Below are 15938 nucleotides of genomic sequence, written 5' to 3' on the forward strand. Positions count from 1 at the left end.
ACAGGCTTACTCCGCGAGATCCTGCTCCTCAATGGTTTGGGTATGGTTGGTGAAGACGCAGATGTCGCCGGCGATGCCCAGGGCAGTCTCGACGATTTCACGGGCAGACAGGTCGGTTTTTTTCAGCAGGGCGCTGGCCGCGGCCTGGGCGTAGGCGCCGCCGGAACCCATGGCGATCAGGCCGTCTTCGGGCTCAACGACGTCGCCATTGCCGGTGATGATCAGCGAGGCGTCCTTGTTGGCGACCGCGAGCATGGCTTCGAGGCGGCTCAGGGAGCGGTCGGTGCGCCATTCCTTGGCCAGCTCCACGGCGGCGCGAATCAGGTGCCCCTGATGTTTCTCAAGCTGGCCTTCGAAACGCTCGAACAGGGTGAAGGCATCGGCGGTAGCGCCGGCAAAACCGGCGATGACCTGGCCGTGGTACAGGCGACGGACTTTCTTCGCGTTGCCTTTCATCACGGTATTGCCCAGTGAAACCTGGCCGTCGCCGCCCATGACGACTTTGCCATGACGGCGGACTGAAACGATGGTGGTCAAGGGAAGAGTCTCCACGCAGCGGGGCGAAAATGCCCGGATGAAAACTCATATGGGGGTAGTGTGGTTTTTTTCAACTGCGGGGCGGGGGTGCTGACAAGCGGTTCGCCTTACCTGTGGGAGCAAGGCTTGCCCGCGATGAAGTCAAAGCGGTTCGCCCTTGGGGCCGGAGGCGGCTGCATCGCGGGCAAGCCTTGCTCCCACAGTATGTTCAGCGGCTCTGGCGTTGTTGTAACAACAGATTGCTGAAACCGCTGCCGGCCAGTTGCTTCTGGGCCTTGGTCAGCTCCTCGCGATTGCTGAACGGGCCAACCAGCACCCGATACCAGGTTTCGTCCTTCACGGTCCCGGACTCCACCGACACGGATTGGCCCAGCAGGATGATCTGCGCCCGGACCTTGTCGGCATCGGCTTCCTTGCGGAATGAACCGGCTTGCAGGAAGAACTTCGTCACCGGGGCGGCTTTCTGCACGGGTGGGGCCGGTGGCGGCGTGATGCCGGCCAGGGCGGCTTGGGCACGGGCGGTGTCGATCTTCGCCGCTTCAGCCGGAGTGACCGGCGTGGCAGGCACCTGCGGCACTTGCGGTGTCGGCAGGGTTTTCTCCGGTACGGCCTCGGGCGGCACGATGACTTCCGATTCCGGCAACAAGGTATAGAAGTCGTACTTCGGCTTCACCGGTTGTGTGGGGCTCGGCGGGGTCTTGTTGGCCTCGGCAATCCGCGTGGCCTTCTGCTGCTCTTGCTTGACGCGCTTGACGTCATCGCCCTGACCCGGTTCCAGCTTCATCAGGAAAACAATGAAAGCGCCAACCGTCAGGCCGATAGCCATCCACAACCAGCCCGGAATCGGCTTTTTGGCCGGGGGCTGGTAACGACTGGCGCCGCGCTTGGGTGCAGGTTTTTTCTTGGCGGCCAACTTACATGCGCTCCAGGGTTTCCAGGCCCAGCAGTTCCAGGCCCTGCTTGAGCGTGCGCGCAGTCAGCGCGGCAAGGCGCAGGCGGCTTTGCATTTGCTCGGGGGTATCGGCATTGAGGATCGGGCAATTCTCGTAGAAGCTGGAGAACAGGCCGGCCACGTCATACAGATACGCACACAGGGTATGCGGCGTGCCTTTGTCGGCCACGTTATTGAGCACTTCGCCGAACTGCGCCAGTTTCGCCGCCAGTTCCTGCTCCTGGGCCGCTTCGAGCACGATCCGCCCTTCGACTTCATCGAAGCCCTTGCCGAGCTTGCGGAACACGCCGGCCACGCGGGTGTAGGCGTACAACAGGTACGGAGCTGTGTTGCCTTCGAAGTTGAGCATCAGGTCGAAGTTGAAGCTGTAGTCGCTGGTGCGGTGCTTGGACAGGTCGGCATATTTCACCGCATCGATGCCCACGACCTTGGCGATCTGGCGCAGCTCGTCTTCGGCCAGGTCCGGGTTCTTGCCCTTGACCAGCGCATAGGCGCGCTCCTGGGCTTCGGTCAACAGGTCGATCAGCTTCACCGTGCCGCCGTCGCGGGTCTTGAACGGACGGCCGTCGGCGCCGTTCATGGTGCCGAAGCCCATGTGTTCCATTTCCATCGGGCGCGGTACGAAGCCGGCCTGACGGGCCACTTCGAACACTTGCTGGAAGTGCAGGGCCTGACGCTGGTCGACGAAGTACAGGACCCGGTCCGCCTTGAGCACACCGTTGCGATAGCGCACGGCCGCGAGGTCGGTAGTGGCATAGAGATAGCCGCCGTCGGCCTTGACGATGATCACTGGCAGCGGCTCGCCGTCGGCGGTCTTGAACTGGTCGAGGAACACGCACTGGGCGCCGTTGCTCTCCACCAGCATGCCCTTGGCCTTGAGGTCGTTGACCACGTTGATCAGGTCATCGTTATAGGCGCTTTCGCCCATGACGTCGGCCATGGTCAGTTTGACGTTCAGCAACTCGTAGATTTTCTGGCAATGGGACAGCGAGATGTCCTTGAACCGGGTCCACAGCGCCAGGCACTCGGCATCGCCGGCCTGCAACTTGACCACCAGGCCACGGGCACGGTCGGCGAACTCCGGGGATTCGTCAAAGCGCTGCTTGGCGGCGCGGTAGAAGTTCTCCAGGTCCGACAGTTCATCGCTGGTAATCGGGTTTTCCTGGAGATAAGCCATCAGCATGCCGAACTGGGTGCCCCAGTCGCCCACATGGTTCTGACGGATCACGGTGTCGCCAAGGAACTCCAGCACCCGGGCCACGCCGTCGCCGATGATGGTCGAGCGCAGGTGGCCGACGTGCATTTCCTTGGCGAGGTTGGGGGCCGACAGGTCCACCACGGTGCGCTGCAGCGGGCCGGCCTTGCGCACGCCGATGCGCTCGTCGGCCAAGGCCGCGTCCAGGCGCGAGGCCAGGGCCTGAGTGTTCTGGAAGAAATTGATGAACCCGGGGCCGGCGATCTCCGCTTTGGCGACGTTTTCGTCGGCCGGCAGCGCGGCGATGATTTTCTCGGCCAGGTCCCGCGGCTTCATGCCGGCCGGCTTGGCCAGCATCATGGCGATGTTGCTGGCAAAATCGCCGTGGGTCTTGTCGCGGGTGTTTTCGACCTGAATCGCCGGCGACAGGCCTTCTGGCAACACACCTTCAGCGACGAGTTGGGTGATGGCTTGCTGGATGAGCTGGCGAATGGTGTCTTTCATGGTCTTCTCTTTCAACCGCAGGCGCGGCGGCGCTTCGATGCGCTGGTGGAAAAACTGGGCATTATCCGTGGCGAAGGCGGGCTTGCCAACTGTAGCGGGTCGGTTGGGGCTGTGTGGTGATTATTCGGGCCTCATCGCAATTTTGAATTCAATACAAATCCACCGGATCCACATCCAGCGACCAGCGCACCGCCCGCCCACTGGGCATTTGTTCCAGCACCAGCAGCCAGGCACTCAATAGTCGGTGTAGTGACGCCCGGGCATTGGCCTGTAATAACAGCTGCGCCCGATAGCGTCCGGCCCGCCGCTCCATCGGAGCCGGCACTGGGCCCAACAGTTCGATCCCGGTGAGGTTCTGTTCCGCCAGCAAACGCTCGGCCTCGCTGCACGCGTCGTCGAGGAAGCCTTCGGCCTGTCCCGGTTTATGGGCTTCGGCCCGCAACAGTGCCAGGTGGGCAAACGGTGGCAGGCCGGCGCTGCGGCGTTCGCTCAGGGCCTGCTCGGCGAAAGCGAAATAGCCTTCTTCAGACAGTTGTATCAGCAGAGGGTGGTCCGCCAGATGGGTCTGGATGATCACCCTGCCCGGCTCCTCGGCGCGCCCGGCCCGGCCGGCAACCTGGACAATCAACTGCGCCATGCGCTCGCTGGCGCGGAAGTCACCGGAGAACAGCCCTCCGTCGGCGTCGAGGATCGATACCAGCGTCACCCGGGGGAAATGATGTCCCTTGGCGAGCATCTGCGTGCCCACCAGGATGCACGGCTGGCCTTTCTGGATGGTGGCGAACAACTGATTCATCGCGTCTTTGCGCGATGTGCTGTCGCGATCCACCCGCAGCACCGGGTAATCGGGAAACAAGATGCCCAGCCGTTCTTCGGCGCGCTCGGTGCCGGCGCCTACCGGCCGCAAGTCCACTTTGCCGCATTGCGGGCAATGCCTTGGCACGCGTTCGGTGTGTCCGCAATGGTGGCAGCGTAATTCACCGTAGCGTTGATGCACGGTCATCCGGGCGTCGCAGCGCTCGCAGCCGGACATCCAGCCACAGTCGTGACACAACAGGGTCGGGGCGAACCCCCGGCGATTGAGAAACACCAGGACTTGCTGTCCGGCAGCCAGGGTCTGGCCGATGGCTTGTTGCATCGGCCCGGAAATGCCGCTGTCCAGTGGCCGGCTTTTTACGTCCAGGCGCAGGAAGCGCGGTTGTTTGGCGCCGCCGGCCCGTTCGTTCAGGCGTAACAGGCCGTAGCGGCCGGTGTAGGCGTTGTGCAGGCTTTCCAGGGACGGCGTCGCCGAACCGAGGACGATGGGGATGTTCTCCTGGCGGGCGCGTACCAATGCCAGGTCACGGGCGTGATAGCGCAGGCCTTCCTGCTGTTTATAGGAGCCGTCGTGTTCTTCGTCGATGATGATCAGGCCGGGATTTTTCATCGGCGTGAACAGGGCCGAGCGGGTGCCGATGATGATGTCGGCCTCGCCATCCCGTGCCGCGAGCCAGGCTTCGAGGCGCTCGCGGTCGTTGACCGCCGAGTGCACCAGGGCGATCCGGGCGTTGAAGCGTTGTTCGAAACGCGCCAGCGTTTGCGGGCCGAGGTTGATTTCCGGAATCAACACCAGGGCCTGCTTGCCCGCTTCAAGGGTCTGGCGGATCAGCTGCAGGTAGACCTCGGTCTTGCCGCTGCCGGTGACGCCGGCCAGCAGGAAGGCATGGTAGCTGTCGAACCCGGCGCGAATCGCCTCGCAGGCGGCCCGTTGTTCGGCATTGAGCGGCAGTTCCGGCTGGGCCAGCCAATGTTCGTGGCGCACGCCCGGCGCGTGCCGGCGTACCTCTACCTGGACCAGCTCTTTTGCCAGCAGGAGGTCGAGGCTGTCCTTGCTGAGCATCAGCTTGCTCAGCAAGGCGTGGGCCACACCATGGGGATGCTGGGCCAGGGTCGCCAGGGCTTCGCGCTGACGAGGCGCGCGGGCGATGCGCGGGTCGTCCGTCGACGCCCCCGGCGCCACGGACCAGAACCGCTCCTGGCGCGCCTCCGCCGGTTCGCCCTGGCGCAACAGCACCGGCAGCGCCCAGCTCAAGGTGTCGCCCAGGCTGTGCTGGTAATACTGGGCCGTCCACAGGCACAGCTTGAACAGTGACGCCGGCAGCGGTGACGTGGCATCGAGCAGCGCAAGGGCCGGTTTGAGCTTGTCGGCCGGGACCTCGCTATGGTCGGTGACTTCCACCAGGATGCCGATCATTTCGCGTCGACCGAATGGCACCCGCAGGCGCATGCCGGGTTGCAACCGGGCGCGTGGGACCCCGGCCGGAGCGCGGTAGTCGAACAGGCGGCGCAGGGGCGAAGGCAGGGCGAGGCGCAGGATGGCGTCGGGCACGCGGGGGGTTCTCGGTACGGACACGTTCAAAGGCTGGGCACAAATCCCAACACTGGAATGGTGCTTGAGGCGGGGAGCCTAGCAGACGGTTGGTACAAGGCATAGCTTGCGTCATTGTCGATGTCTGGTAGAATCCGCGCCCTAATTACGTGCGGTATTCAACAATAGTGTTGGGTGGCGGCACGCTAGCCTGAGGAAAACATCATGAAAGCCGATATCCATCCAGAATACCCAGCCGTTGCCGTGACCTGCAGCTGCGGCAACAAGTTCGAAACCCGTTCGACCTACGGCAAAGCCCTGGCGATCGACGTTTGCAACGAATGCCACCCGTTCTACACCGGTAAGCAAAAGACTCTGGACACCGGTGGCCGCGTTCAGAAGTTCGCCGACCGTTTCGGTGCTTTCGGCGCTACCAAAAAGGCCTGAGGCTGATCATTTTGGAGGCTCGTTCCGGCGGCTCCAGATTGATGAAAAAGGCGTCCCTGGTGGGCGCCTTTTTTGTGTCTGCGATTTGGCTGAGCGGGGCCGAAGCCTTCTGTCCGGCGCCGGCGGGCCTGGTCCGGGCGAAGGTCCAGCGGGTGGTCGATGGCGACACCCTGCGCCTGGCAGATGGCCGAAGCGTGCGCATGATCGGTCTCAACAGTCCCGAGCTGGGCCGTCAGGGCCGCTCCGACGAGCCCTTCGCCGTTGCGGCCCGGCGTCGTCTCGAAACGCTGGTGGCTGCCGGCGACGGGCAAGTGGGCCTGCTTCCCGGCCGGGAGGGCCGGGATCGCTATGGGCGCACTTTGGCTCACGTCTATGGTGCCGACGGCAAAAACCTCGAAGCGCAACTGCTCGCCGAGGGCCTGGGTTTCCAGGTGGCGGTGGCGCCGAATACCGACTTGGCGGACTGCCAGCGGACCGCCGAGCGTCAGGCCCGTGAAGCGCGCCTAGGGCTCTGGAAGCGTTCGCCGGTGCTCAAGGCGCAGCAGGTCGGGGCGCCTGGTTTCGCAGTGCTCAGCGGTCGCGTGAATTCCGTCAGGCGCAATCGTGGCGGTGTTTGGCTCCAATTGGAGGGGGCGGTTGTACTGCATGTTGCTCCCAATTGGATAAGCCGTTTCGATATGGCTTCGCTTGAGCGTCTGCTGGGGAAGCAGATCGAGGCGCGCGGCTGGGTGGTGGATCGGTCGAGGCATGGGGCGCTCGAACCGGGACGGGATCGCTGGTTATTGCCTTTGACTGATCCGGCGATGCTGGTCGCTCTACCTCGATAAAAATTGTAGACATTTTCCAGTTTAATTGTATGCATCAAGCCCTTGTGTTTAGCGGCTCTTGGCCCAAAGTCGTAGGGCAGGCCGCTTGACAAGGGTGACCGGCCAGTCTTGTAGGGACTTTGCGAGGGGCGTATCCTCGGCGGTCCGTCTGTCCAACACAGTAAAAAGCGGAATGCCCACATGTCTGATCTGAAAACTGCCGCTCTCGAATATCACGCTAATCCTCGTCCAGGAAAGCTGAGTGTCGAGCTCACCAAGGCCACCGCTACTGCCCGCGATCTGTCGCTGGCCTACAGCCCCGGCGTAGCCGAACCCGTACGCGAAATCGCTCGCGACCCGGAACTGGCCTACAGATACACCGGCAAGGGCAATCTGGTTGCAGTCATTTCCGATGGCACCGCGATCCTCGGCCTGGGTGACCTCGGTCCACTGGCTTCCAAACCGGTCATGGAAGGCAAGGGCGTGCTGTTCAAGCGCTTCGCCGGTATCGATGTGTTCGACATTGAAGTCGACTCCGAGAGCCCGCAAGCCTTCATCGACACCGTCAAGCGTATCTCCATCACTTTCGGCGGCATCAACCTGGAAGACATCAAGGCTCCCGAGTGCTTCGAGATCGAGCGCGCTCTGATCGAGCAGTGTGACATTCCGGTGTTCCACGATGACCAGCACGGCACCGCGATCGTGACTGCGGCCGGCATGATCAACGCCCTGGAAATCGCCGGCAAGACTCTGCCGGAAGCCAAGATCGTCTGCCTGGGTGCCGGCGCTGCGGCCATCTCCTGCATGAAATTGCTGGTGAGCATGGGCGCCCGGATCGAAAACATCTTCATGGTCGACCGTACCGGTGTGATCCACTCCGGCCGTACCGACCTGAACCAGTACAAGGCGGTCTTCGCCCACGCCACTGACAAGCGCACCCTGGCTGAGGCGCTGGACGGCGCCGACGTGTTCGTCGGTCTGTCGGGTCCGAACCTGCTGAGCCCGGAAAACCTGTTGCGCATGGCGCCGAACCCGATCGTGTTCGCCTGCTCGAATCCGGACCCGGAAATCTCCCCGGAGCTGGCTCACGCCACCCGCAGCGACGTGATCATGGCCACCGGCCGTTCGGACTATCCGAACCAGGTGAACAACGTGCTGGGCTTCCCGTTCATCTTCCGTGGTGCCTTGGACGTTCGCGCCAAGCGCATCAACGAAGAAATGAAAGTCGCGGCCGCCAACGCTCTGCGCGAGCTGGCCAAGCTGCCGGTTCCCCAGGAAGTGTGCGACGCCTATGGCGGCATCAAGCTGGAATTCGGTCGTGAGTACATCATTCCGAAACCAATGGACGCCCGCCTGATCACCCTGATCTCCGACGCCGTGGCCAAGGCCGCGATCGAGACCGGCGTGGCGACCCTGCCGTATCCGAAGAACTACCCGCTCAAGAGCGTGGATGACGTGTTCAACGGTTAAAAGCAGCCGCCCATAAAAAAACCTGGCCTCGGCCAGGTTTTTTTATGGGCTTCGAGCGGCAAGCTTCAAGCTGCATGAGAAGCGAGGCCTACCGCGCTTGCTTTGGCTTTACTTGAAGCTTGCGGCTTGAAGCTCGCCGCTGCTTCCCTAGAACAAATCAATCGGCGCCGCTTCGTCCGCCGGCAGCGGGCTGCCTGGCGCGACGCCGTTGCCCAGCTCGTTGACCGATGGCGGGGTGTCTTCGCTCTTGAACAGTTCGAAATACGCCCCTGGGGTGCCTGGCGTGGCCGCACGGCCGCTGGCCGGGTCGACCCGCAGGCTGAGGATGCCTTCCGGCTCCGGTTGGGTATGGGGCGGTTTGTCCTTGAGGGCGGCGCCCATGTAACTCATCCAGATCGGCAATGCCACGGTGCCACCGAACTCGCGACGACCGAGGCTTTCCGGTTGATCGAAACCGGTCCAGACAGTGGTCACGTAATCGCCGTTGTAACCCGAGAACCAGGCATCCTTGGATTCATTGGTGGTGCCGGTCTTGCCCGCCAGGTCGGTACGGCCCAGGGCCAATGCACGGCGGCCCGTGCCGAGCTTGATCACGTCCTGCAGCATGCTGTTGAGGATGTAAGTGGTACGGCCATCGACAATACGTTCGGCGATGGCTGGTGCCTGTGGTACCGCCGGGGCGGTCGCGGCTTCACCCGGGGTAGCGTTCACCGTGAACGTTTCTGTGGCTGGCGCCGCAATGCCGTCGCTGGCCTGCTCGCCTGTTGGTACCCGTGGCGGATTGGCAACGAACAGGGTCTCGCCGTTACGGCTTTCGATCTTTTCGATGATGTACGGGGTGACCTTGTACCCGCCATTGGCAAAGGTGCTCCAGCCCGTGGCGATTTCCATCGGCGTCAGGGTCGCCGTGCCCAGGGCCAGGGACAGGTTGCGCGGCAGGTCCTGCTTGTTGAAGCCGAACCGGCTGATGTAATCGATGGTGCGATCCACGCCCAGCGCCTGCAGCAGGCGAATCGACACCAGGTTGCGGGACTTGTACAGCGCTTCGCGCAGACGGATCGGACCGAGGAACGTGTTGGTGTCGTTCTTCGGTCGCCAGACCTTGTCGAGGTACTCGTCGACGAACACGATCGGCGCATCGTTCACCAGGCTGGCGGCGGTGTAGCCGTTATCCAGGGCCGCGCTGTAGACGAACGGCTTGAAGCTCGAGCCGGGCTGGCGCTTGGCCTGCAAGGCGCGGTTGTAGTTACTCTGCTCGAAGGCGAAGCCACCCACCAGCGAGCGGATCGCGCCGTCTTGCGGGTCGAGGGATACCAGTGCGCCCTGGGCCGCCGGGATCTGGCTGAATTTGAGCGCATTGTCCGGTTGGCGTTGCACCCGGATCAGGTCGCCGACCTGGGCAACGTCCGATGGTTGCCGGGGAGCGGCGCCCATGCTGTTGGTGTTGAGAAACGGGCGTGCCCACTTCATCGATTCCCAGCTTACATGCTCTTCCAGCTCGCCGTTGCGGGTCAGGACCTTGATGCCGTCCTTCCCCACCTCGGTGACGATTGCCGGCTCCAGCCCGCTGATGGCGCGTTGCTTGGTCAGTTCCAGGGCCCAGGCTTCGCGAGTCTTGCCCGGCAAGCGCGATTCAGGCCCACGGTAGCCGTGGCGCTGGTCGTAGGTCATCAGGCCTTCGTGCAGCGCGGTGTTGGCCATTTCCTGAAGGTTGCTGGGCACTGTGGTGGTTACGCGAAAACCTTCGGTGTAGGCATCGCTGCCGTAGCGACCGACCATCTCGGCGCGGGCCATTTCGGCGATATAAGGCGCATTCACTTCCGGCGTCGGTACGTGATAGCTGGCGTTCAAGGGCTCGTTGATCGCGGCGGTGTACTCGGCTTCGCTGATCTTGCCGAGCTTGTACATGCGCCCCAGGATCCAGTCGCGACGCTCCTTGCTGCGTGCGGGGTTGGCCAACGGGTTGAAGCGCGACGGCGCCTTGGGCAGGCCGGCAATCATCGCCATCTGCGCCAGGCTCACGTCGCGGATCGACTTGCCGTAGTAGACCTGTGCAGCCGCTTCGATGCCGTAGGCGCGGTTGCCCAGGTAAATCTTGTTCACGTACAGCTCGAGGATCTCGTCCTTGGTCAGCTGTCGCTCGATTTGCAGGGCCAACAAAATCTCAGTGGTCTTGCGCGAGAAGCTGCGCTCGCTGGTCAGGAAGAAATTCTTGGCCACCTGCATGGTGATGGTACTGCCGCCGGACTGGATGTGCCCGCTCTTGACCAATTGGCTCGCGGCCCGCATCAGGCTACCGGGATCGACGCCGTAATGATTGGCGAAGTTGTCGTCTTCAGCACTTAGTAACGCATTGATGAAATTGGGCGGAATGTCGGCGAAACGGATCGGTGTGCGGCGCATTTCGCCAAATTCGGCGATCAGTTTGTTGTCGCTACTGTAGACCCGCAGAGGAATCTGCAACTGAATACTTCTCAGCGCCTCCACAGACGGCAATCCCGGACTAAGGTAAAGAAACGCACCGCTCAGACCCAGGAGCAGTCCGCAGAAAACGGCGACGATGGACCATCCGAAAAATTTCAGCAGACGAATCAAGGCTTTTGGATATCCAGGCAAAGAATGAAAAAGGCGCCAGGTGCAGGGGAAGGACCCGAGCGTGCAACAAAGCGAAAAAAAGCGCTGCGCATTATAAGCATTTTTTTTCGTCGGGAACGCCATCCGGACGTCCGTCGGGCCGGCGTGATTGAACGCAATGCGTATTAGAGAGTCCGTAACTCACGGATAGTCATAGGGAATTGGTAGTGCTGCGACTCTTCAATAAAAAAGCCCATGCGTTGCTGGGGATAGATATCAGCTCCACGTCGGTGAAACTGCTCGAGTTGAGCCGCCAGGGTGACCGATACCGTGTCGAGTCTTACGCGGTCGAGCCGCTACCGGCCAATGCCGTGGTCGAGAAAAACATCGCCGAGCTCGAAGGGGTGGGCCAGGCGCTGTCCCGGGTGGTGGCCAAGGCCAGAACACCCTTGCGCAGCGTGGCGGTGGCCGTGGCGGGATCGGCTGTCATCACCAAGACCATCGAGATGGACGCGGGGCTGTCCGACGATGACATGGAGAACCAGCTCAAGATCGAGGCCGACCAGTACATTCCTTATCCGCTGGATGAAGTGGCCATCGATTTCGAGGTCCTGGGCGTGTCACCGCGTAACGCCGAGCGGGTCGAGGTGCTGCTGGCCGCCTGTCGCAAGGAAAACGTCGAGGTGCGCGAGGCTGCGCTGGCGCTGGCCGGGTTGGCGGCACGGGTGGTTGACGTCGAGGCCTATGCACTGGAGCGTGCCTTCGGCCTGCTGGCTACGCAGTTGGCCGCTTCCCAGGAGCGATTGACGGTGGCGGTGATCGACATTGGCGCCACCATGACCACCCTGAGCGTGCTGCACAACGGTCGAATCATCTACACCCGCGAGCAATTGTTCGGCGGTCGGCAACTGACCGAGGAGATCCAGCGCCGCTACGGCCTGACATTCGAGCAGGCGGGGCTGGCAAAGAAACAAGGGGGGCTGCCCGACGATTATTCCGGTGAGGTACTGCAGCCCTTTCGCGAAGCCTTGGTGCAGCAGGTATCGCGCTCGCTGCAGTTTTTCTTTGCGTCGGGCCAGTACAGCGCGGTTGACCACATTCTGCTGGCAGGCGGCACGGCGTCGATCACGGGGCTGGATCGGCTGATCGAGCAGCGCCTGGGCACGCCTACCCAGGTAGCCAACCCGTTCACCAACATGGCCCTTGGCAGTCGGGTCAACGCCGGAGCCCTGGCCAGCGATGCACCCGCGCTGATGATTGCCTGCGGACTGGCCCTCAGGAGCTTCGACTGATGGCGCGGATCAACCTGCTTCCCTGGCGCGAAGAGCTGCGCGAAGAACGCCGCAAGCGCTTTTTACTGGCGTTGGCGGGGGCGTTTGTCGGCGCGGTGGGCGTGATATTGATCGCTGTCCAGTACCTTGACAGCGCCATCGATTACCAACTGGCCCGTAACAGCCACATCTCGGAGCAGATCGCGGAGCTGGACGAGCGCATCAAGCAGATCAGTGAATTGAAAGCCCGTCGCCAGCAACTGCTGGAGCGCATGCGCATCATTCAGGACTTGCAGGGTAATCGGCCGGTCAGTGGGCGTATCTTCGACCAGCTGGTGCGTACGTTGCCCGATGGGGTGTATTTCACCGAGGTGAAGATGGAAGACCATACGCTCTCCATCAAGGGCGCCGCGCAGTCGAACAACCGGGTCTCTGACCTGATGCGCAACCTGGACGCATCTGACCTCTTCGATGCCCCGAGCCTGACGGAGGTAAAGGCAACCACGGCCGGCCAGCTCGACCAGGCCAATGTGTTCCAGTTGACGGTTCGCCAGACCCGTCCGGTCGACATGGAGGAGGCCCAATGAGACCGGCGGAGTGGTTCGACGCGCTGCGCAAGATCGATATCAGCGACCTGGACACCAACAACATCGGTTCATGGCCAATGCCGGTCAAATGGCTGGCCGGTGTCCTGCTGGTGATCCTGGTTCTGGGCCTGGGCTATAAAATTGCGCTGAGCGACCTGGAAGATCAGCTGCAGCAGGTGCGCGGGGAGGAAGGCACCCTCAAGGCGCAGTTCGCGGGCAAGGCCCATATGGCCGCGAACCTCGAGCGCTACACTGAACAGATGAAGCAGATGGAGGCGTCGTTTGGCGTACTGTTGCGGCAGTTGCCCAGCGACACCGAGGTGCCCGGCCTGTTGGAGGACATCACCCGTACCGGCCTGGGCAGCGGCCTGGAATTCGAAGAGATCAAATTGCTGCCCGAGGCCACCCAGCCGTTCTACATCGAGCTGCCGATCCAGATTACCGTGACCGGGGGTTACCATGACCTGGCGACCTTCGTCAGCGGCGTTGCCGGATTGCCCCGTATCGTCACGCTGCACGATTTCGACATCGCCCCCATGGAGCCCGGCGGGGGAGCGAAACTGCGCATGAGCATCCAGGCCAAGACCTACCGCTACAACGAGCAGGAGGCGCAGCCATGATGTCGCTTCGCTGCTTAGGCCTGTTAGCGGGGCTGGTCGTCCTGGCGGGCTGCAACGGCGGCGATGGCTTCGACGACCTGGACGCCTACATGAACGAGGTGCGCCTGCGCCCGCCCGGCAAGATCGAGCCGATGCCCATATTCAAGCCCTACGAAACCTTCACCTACAGCGCCGCCAACCTGCGCAGCCCGTTTTCCCGGCAGGTCCCGGTGGACCAGGCCGGCAGGCAACAGGGCTCGCGCAATGTCCGACCCGATCCCAACCGGGTCAAGCAATACCTGGAAGGCTTCAATATCGAGCAGTTTGAAATGGTCGGTACGATCGCCAATGCCGGCGGCTCCTTCGCGCTGCTGCGTGGCGCCGGGGGGGTGCATCGGCTCAAGGTCGGTGACTATCTGGGACGCAACGACGGGAGGATCGTCGCCATCAGTGCCACTCAGGTCGATGTGGTCGAGATCGTACCTGACGGTGAGGGGGGCTGGCTGGAGCGACCACGGACCATTCCTTTGAAAGAGCACTCATTAGTGGAATCCCAACAATGAACAGGATTTTGACAGCCTTCGGTATTTCGCTAGGGATAGCGCTGATGTCGCCGATGGTTCTCGCGGCCAGCCTCAAGACGCTGGACGTCGCGGCGTTGCCGGGGGACCGCGTCGAGTTGAAGCTCAGCTTCGACGGGCCGCCGCCGACGCCTCGCGGCTACACCACCGAGCAACCGGCCCGCATTGCCCTGGACTTGCCCGGGGTTACCAATCAACTGGCTCGCAAGACCCATGACCTGGGCGGCGGCAATGCCCGTAGCGCTACTGTGGTCGAGGCGGGGGATCGCACCCGGCTGATCATCGGTCTTACGCAACTGGCGCCCTATAACGCCCGGGTCGAGGGCAACAACCTGTTCGTGGTGGTCGGAAAGGGTGCTGCTCCCAGGACCACCGTCCCCAGAACGGCTGCTCAGCCCCAAGGGACGGCCATGACCAGCGCTGCGCCTGCCAGGCGCAACGCGCCGGTGGGCCGGGCCATTCGTGGCGTGGACTTCCAGCGAGGGACCCAGGGCGAAGGCAATGTCGTGATCGACCTGTCGGATCCATCCATTGCCCCTGACATCCAGGAGCGTGAAGGCAAGATCATCCTCTCATTCGCCAGGACCCAACTGCCCGAACCGCTGAGGGTGCGCCTGGATGTCAAGGATTTCGCCACTCCGGTGCAGTTCGTCAATGCCAGTGCCGGATCGGACCAGGCCACCATCAGCATCGAGCCCGGTGGCACCTATGATTACTCGACCTACCAGACCGACAACCGGCTGACCGTCAGCGTCCGGCCGATGACCGTGGAAGACCTGCAGAAACGCAACAGCGATCGTGCTGCCTATAGCGGAGAGAAGCTGTCCCTCAATTTCCAGGACATCGAGGTGCGTTCGGTCCTGCAGCTGATCGCCGACTTCACCAACCTGAACCTGGTGGCCAGCGACACGGTGCAGGGCGGCATCACCCTGCGCCTGCAGAATGTGCCGTGGGACCAGGCCCTGGACCTGGTGCTCAAGACCAAGGGGCTGGACAAGCGCAAGGTCGGCAATGTGTTGCTGGTGGCCCCTGCCGACGAAATCGCGGCCCGCGAGCGCCAGGAGCTGGAGTCTCAAAAGCAGATCGCCGATCTTGCACCGTTGCGGCGCGAGCTGCTGCAGGTCAACTATGCCAAGGCAGCGGACATCGCCAAACTGTTCCAGTCGGTGACCAGCGCCGAGGCAAAGGCCGATGAGCGCGGTACCATCACGGTCGACGAGCGAACCAACAACATCATTGCCTACCAGACCCAGGACCGGCTCGATGAACTGCGACGAATCGTCGCCCAGCTGGATATCCCGGTGCGCCAGGTGATGATCGAGGCACGTATCGTCGAGGCCAACGTCGATTACGACAAGAGCCTGGGGGTGCGCTGGGGTGGTTCGATACAGAACAAGGGTAACTGGAACGCTTCCGGGGTCAGCACCGGGGACTCCACCACCATCGGCACACCGGGCAGCACCAGCACCAACCAGCCGTTCGTGGACATGGGGGCGTCGGGCAACACATCGGGAATCGGCATCGCGTTCATCACCGACAATGTCCTGCTGGACCTGGAACTGACCGCCATGGAGAAAACCGGAAACGGGGAAATCGTCTCCCAGCCCAAGGTGGTGACATCCGACAAGGAGACGGCGAAAATCCTCAAGGGCACGGAAATTCCCTATCAGGAAGCCAGTTCCAGCGGCGCTACCTCGGTGTCGTTCAAGGAGGCCTCGTTGTCGCTGGAGGTGACACCACAGATCACCCCGGACAATCGCATCATCATGGAGGTCAAGGTCACCAAGGATGAGCCCGACTACCTGAACAAGGTGCAGGAAGTGCCACCCATCAAGAAAAACGAGGTCAACGCCAAGGTGCTGGTCAATGATGGCGAAACCATTGTGATTGGCGGCGTTTTCTCAAATACTCAGAGCAAGGTTGTAGATAAGGTGCCATTTCTTGGCGATGTGCCGTATCTTGGCCGCCTTTTCCGGCGTGATGTGGTTTCGGAGAAAAAATCCGAGCTGCTGGTATTCCTCACTCCGCGTATCATGAACAACCAGGCGATTGCTGTGAGTCGTTGATT

13 protein-coding genes are annotated in these 15938 nt (G+C 62.3%); 8 read left to right on the forward strand and 5 right to left on the reverse strand.

The window, feature by feature from the left end; translation table 11 throughout:
• Positions 1-6: 6 nt before the first annotated feature.
• From hslV to LCU97_RS15975, 4 genes are all read right to left on the reverse strand, one after another.
• Positions 7-537 (reverse strand): ATP-dependent protease subunit HslV, encoded by a 531-nt coding sequence (gene hslV / locus LCU97_RS15960; protein ID WP_007968352.1) that lies wholly within the window; start codon positions 535-537, stop codon positions 7-9.
• Positions 538-745: 208 nt separating this feature from the next.
• On the reverse strand, positions 746-1450 hold the full coding sequence (locus LCU97_RS15965; RefSeq protein WP_053147752.1) for an SPOR domain-containing protein: 705 nt from the start codon (positions 1448-1450) through the stop codon (positions 746-748).
• 1 nt (position 1451) lies between these two features.
• Positions 1452-3188 (reverse strand): arginine--tRNA ligase, encoded by a 1737-nt coding sequence (argS, locus tag LCU97_RS15970; protein WP_232777141.1) that lies wholly within the window; start codon positions 3186-3188, stop codon positions 1452-1454.
• Between the two features lie 148 nt (positions 3189-3336).
• Entirely contained in the window at positions 3337-5556 is a 2220-nt protein-coding gene (locus LCU97_RS15975) for a primosomal protein N' (RefSeq protein ID WP_232777143.1), read from the reverse strand.
• A gap of 204 nt (positions 5557-5760) precedes the next feature.
• On the opposite strand from LCU97_RS15975, the gene rpmE reads away from it, so the two are divergent.
• From rpmE to LCU97_RS15990, 3 genes are all read left to right on the forward strand, one after another.
• Positions 5761-5982, forward strand: a complete 222-nt coding sequence (gene rpmE / locus LCU97_RS15980; RefSeq protein WP_053147746.1) for a 50S ribosomal protein L31 — start codon at positions 5761-5763, stop codon at positions 5980-5982.
• Positions 5983-6023: 41 nt separating this feature from the next.
• Positions 6024-6809, forward strand: coding sequence for a thermonuclease family protein (locus LCU97_RS15985; RefSeq protein ID WP_232777144.1), 786 nt, complete (start codon positions 6024-6026; stop codon positions 6807-6809).
• A gap of 180 nt (positions 6810-6989) precedes the next feature.
• The gene (locus tag LCU97_RS15990) at positions 6990-8258 is read left to right on the forward strand and encodes a malic enzyme-like NAD(P)-binding protein (RefSeq protein WP_053147743.1); all 1269 of its coding nucleotides are present in this window, start codon (positions 6990-6992) and stop codon (positions 8256-8258) included.
• Between the two features lie 147 nt (positions 8259-8405).
• On the opposite strand, the gene LCU97_RS15995 is transcribed toward LCU97_RS15990, so the two are convergent.
• Positions 8406-10850 carry a penicillin-binding protein 1A gene (locus tag LCU97_RS15995; protein WP_232777281.1) on the reverse strand — a complete coding sequence of 815 codons (2445 nt, stop codon included), beginning with the start codon at positions 10848-10850 and terminating at the stop codon, positions 8406-8408.
• A gap of 209 nt (positions 10851-11059) precedes the next feature.
• Here LCU97_RS15995 and LCU97_RS16000 point away from each other — a divergent pair, with 209 nt between their 5' ends.
• From LCU97_RS16000 to pilQ, 5 genes are read left to right on the forward strand one after another with little or no spacing between them, the layout of a single operon-like run.
• Complete coding sequence (locus tag LCU97_RS16000; RefSeq protein WP_053147738.1) at positions 11060-12124, forward strand: pilus assembly protein PilM; 1065 nt, start codon at positions 11060-11062, stop codon at positions 12122-12124.
• The gene (locus LCU97_RS16005) at positions 12124-12690 is read left to right on the forward strand and encodes a PilN domain-containing protein (protein ID WP_053147736.1); all 567 of its coding nucleotides are present in this window, start codon (positions 12124-12126) and stop codon (positions 12688-12690) included. The genes LCU97_RS16000 and LCU97_RS16005 overlap by 1 nt, the downstream gene beginning before the upstream one ends.
• Positions 12687-13310, forward strand: coding sequence for a type 4a pilus biogenesis protein PilO (gene pilO / locus LCU97_RS16010; protein WP_053147734.1), 624 nt, complete (start codon positions 12687-12689; stop codon positions 13308-13310). Before LCU97_RS16005 ends, pilO begins: the two co-directional genes overlap by 4 nt.
• Positions 13307-13852 (forward strand): pilus assembly protein PilP, encoded by a 546-nt coding sequence (locus tag LCU97_RS16015; RefSeq protein ID WP_053147732.1) that lies wholly within the window; start codon positions 13307-13309, stop codon positions 13850-13852. Before pilO ends, LCU97_RS16015 begins: the two co-directional genes overlap by 4 nt.
• The gene (pilQ, locus tag LCU97_RS16020) at positions 13849-15936 is read left to right on the forward strand and encodes a type IV pilus secretin PilQ (protein WP_053147730.1); all 2088 of its coding nucleotides are present in this window, start codon (positions 13849-13851) and stop codon (positions 15934-15936) included. The genes LCU97_RS16015 and pilQ overlap by 4 nt, the downstream gene beginning before the upstream one ends.
• Positions 15937-15938: the final 2 nt, after the last annotated feature.

This window comes from Pseudomonas uvaldensis (genome assembly GCF_021271205.1).
GTDB lineage: Bacteria > Pseudomonadota > Gammaproteobacteria > Pseudomonadales > Pseudomonadaceae > Aquipseudomonas > Aquipseudomonas uvaldensis.